Here is a 2,546-nt window from a genome sequence, read left to right on the forward strand (position 1 = left end):
TCTTCCGCAAGATCACACGGAAGGCGGCTGGGAATTCTTCATGCTCGAACGCAGCCTGCAAGTCTTGATGGATTGCATCAACCGGGACACCGCAAGGTTGTTCTGGCAATGAGAGCGGCGCCCATGGATACCACCATCTATCTCGACAACAACGCCACCACCCGGCCCACACCGGAAGTACTGGCGGCCATGCAGGCCTGCCAGGATGAAGCCTGGGGCAATCCCTCCAGCAAGCACCGGGTCGGTGACACCGCACGCCAGCGCATGAACAGTGCCCGCGCGGACGTGGCGGCCTTGCTCGCGGCCTCGGCGGCCGAACTGGTGTTCACCAGTGGCGCCACCGAAGCCAATCACATGGCCATCCTGGGTGCGTTGGCCTTGCAGCCGCAGCGGCGCCATATCGTGAGCAGCCTGGTCGAACATCCTTCCACCTTGTTGCTGCTACGGCATCTGCAGACGCAGGGCGTGCGCATCAGCTGGATCGCCGTGGATGAGCATGGACAGCTGCAACTCGATGAACTAGCGGCAGCCATCACGCCGGATACCGCCCTGGTCAGTCTGATGTGGGCCAACAATGAAACCGGCGTGGTGTTTCCGATTGCCCAGGCGGCCGAACTGGCGCGCCAGCGCGGTGTGCTGTTCCATACCGACGCGGTGCAGGCAGTGGGCCGTGTTCCGTGCGACGTGGCGGGCCTGGGCGTGGATCTGCTGTCCTTGTCAGCGCACAAGCTGCATGGACCCAAGGGAATCGGCGCCCTGTACGTGCGCAAGGGGATCAAGTTGCCGCCCTTGCTGTTCGGCCACCAGGAACGTGGCCGGCGCGGCGGTACCGAGGACGTGGCGGGCATCGCCGGGCTGGGTGTGGCAGCGGCCCAGGCGCGTGCGGCGCTGCCACGGATGCCGGCGGTGAGCGCATTGCGACAGCGCTTCGAGCGCGGTCTGGCACGCCTGCCGCAGGTCAAGATCAATGGTGCGGGCGCAGCGCGTCTGCCCAATACGGTCAGCGTGCGTTTCGGCCAGGTCCATGCCGAGCTGGTGCTGGAGCGCCTGGATCGCCTGGGCATCTGCGCCTCCAGCGGGTCGGCCTGCACGGCCAGCGGCGACATGCCTTCCCACGTGTTGATGGCCATGGGCATGTCCAGCGAGCAGGCCGTGGCGACGATACGCTTTTCGCTCTCCCGCGATACCCGCGAGGACGAGATCGATGCAGTGCTGGCGGCCTTGTTGCAGATCGTCCAGCCCTTGCAGGCAAGAGCGGCCTAGGCAGCCTTACCGGACCAACCCATCAGGAGCCCAACGTGAAAGTGATGATCCGCAAGAACTCGGCAGGCTTGCTGTCGGCCTATGTGCCCAAGAAAGACCTGGAAGAACCCATCGTGGCGATGGAAAAGCCCGACATGTGGGGCGGCCACGTCACCCTGGCCAATGGCTGGCAACTGGTGTTGCCGGTGATGGATGCGGCCACCGTATTGCCGGTGACCATCGATGCACGCCGTCTGGGCGAATGAGGAGCCGCGATGAGCCTGTCGGCCCAGCAATTAGCCACCATCCAGGACGTGCTGCAGGATGCCGCTCAGGTCAACGTCCTGGCGACCCTGCGCAGTGCCTTGCCGGGCCTGGTGTGCAGCCGTTGTGACCAGGAAGACATGCGCGGCGAATCACCTTACTGGCGCGGGCACAGCTATGCCGTGTTCCTGGTCGATACCGATGCCCATTGCTGGCGTGTGGTCGAGAGCCCGGATGAGGCCAGTGGCGTGGTCGTCGCCCGTTTGTCCTGAGTTGAGCCAATACCCGGAGGAGTGCATCACATGGAACAGGAATGGATCAAATTGTCGGACCCCGACGTCAGCACCCGCGAGCTGGAAGCCGTCACACGGGTGCTGGTCTCGTCGGGCCTGTCCGCTGGCCCGGTGGTCGAGTCCTTTGAAAACGAATTCGCCTCCTACCTCGGCCGTACCTATGGCGTAGCCGCTGCCAGCGGCACGGTGGCGCTGATGCTGGCCTTGCGTGCCATGGGCATTCGCGCCGGCGATGAGGTGATTGCCTCCGCGTACTCCTGGCATCAGATCGTCCACGCCATTACGCTGGTCGGTGCCACCCCGGTGTTTGCCGACATCGACTACTGGAGCGGCAATCTGGCGCCGCACAAGGTGGCCGACAAGATCAGCCAGCGCACGCGTGCCATCGTGGTAGGCAATTGCAACGGCCATCCGGCCGCCTGGGCCGAGTTCCGCCAGCTGGCACAGGCGCATGGCCTGCGCCTGATCGAAGATTCCAGCGAAGCCATTGGTTCGCGTTACCAAGGCCGCGTGGTGGGCAATTTCGGCGACATCGCCATCTTCGATTTTTCGCAGCCCTCGGCCCTGTGCTGTGGCGAGGGCGCCATGCTGGTGACCGATGATCCCGAACTGGCCAGTGAATTGCATTACATGCGCAACCGCAACCTGAGCGATCGCCAGTCCATCGCCGTGGCCAGCCGGGTGCCGATGCAGGCCTCGATGAGCGATCTGAGTGCCGCCATCGGCATTGCCCAACTGAGCGGCTCG

At 64.5% G+C, this 2,546-nt stretch carries 4 protein-coding genes; all 4 read left to right on the forward strand.

The genetic code is table 11. The annotated features are described in order from the left end of the window. The first annotated feature begins 123 nt into the window (after positions 1-123). On the forward strand, positions 124-1,263 hold the full coding sequence (locus I5W_RS02360) for a cysteine desulfurase family protein (protein WP_044528032.1): 1,140 nt from the start codon (positions 124-126) through the stop codon (positions 1,261-1,263). A gap of 35 nt (positions 1,264-1,298) precedes the next feature. Continuing rightward, positions 1,299-1,508: a putative nitrogen fixation protein NifT gene (gene nifT / locus I5W_RS02365; RefSeq protein ID WP_026052155.1), complete on the forward strand. Its 210-nt coding sequence runs from the start codon at positions 1,299-1,301 to the stop codon at positions 1,506-1,508. Positions 1,509-1,517: 9 nt separating this feature from the next. Continuing rightward, complete coding sequence (locus I5W_RS02370; protein WP_044528033.1) at positions 1,518-1,778, forward strand: hypothetical protein; 261 nt, start codon at positions 1,518-1,520, stop codon at positions 1,776-1,778. Positions 1,779-1,808: 30 nt separating this feature from the next. Next, a partial coding sequence (locus I5W_RS02375; RefSeq protein WP_044528034.1) for a DegT/DnrJ/EryC1/StrS family aminotransferase occupies positions 1,809-2,546 on the forward strand: 738 nt, incomplete at its 3' end.

Origin of the sequence: Herbaspirillum sp. B65, from assembly GCF_000333555.1 — a bacterium.
GTDB lineage: Bacteria > Pseudomonadota > Gammaproteobacteria > Burkholderiales > Burkholderiaceae_D > Herbaspirillum > Herbaspirillum rubrisubalbicans.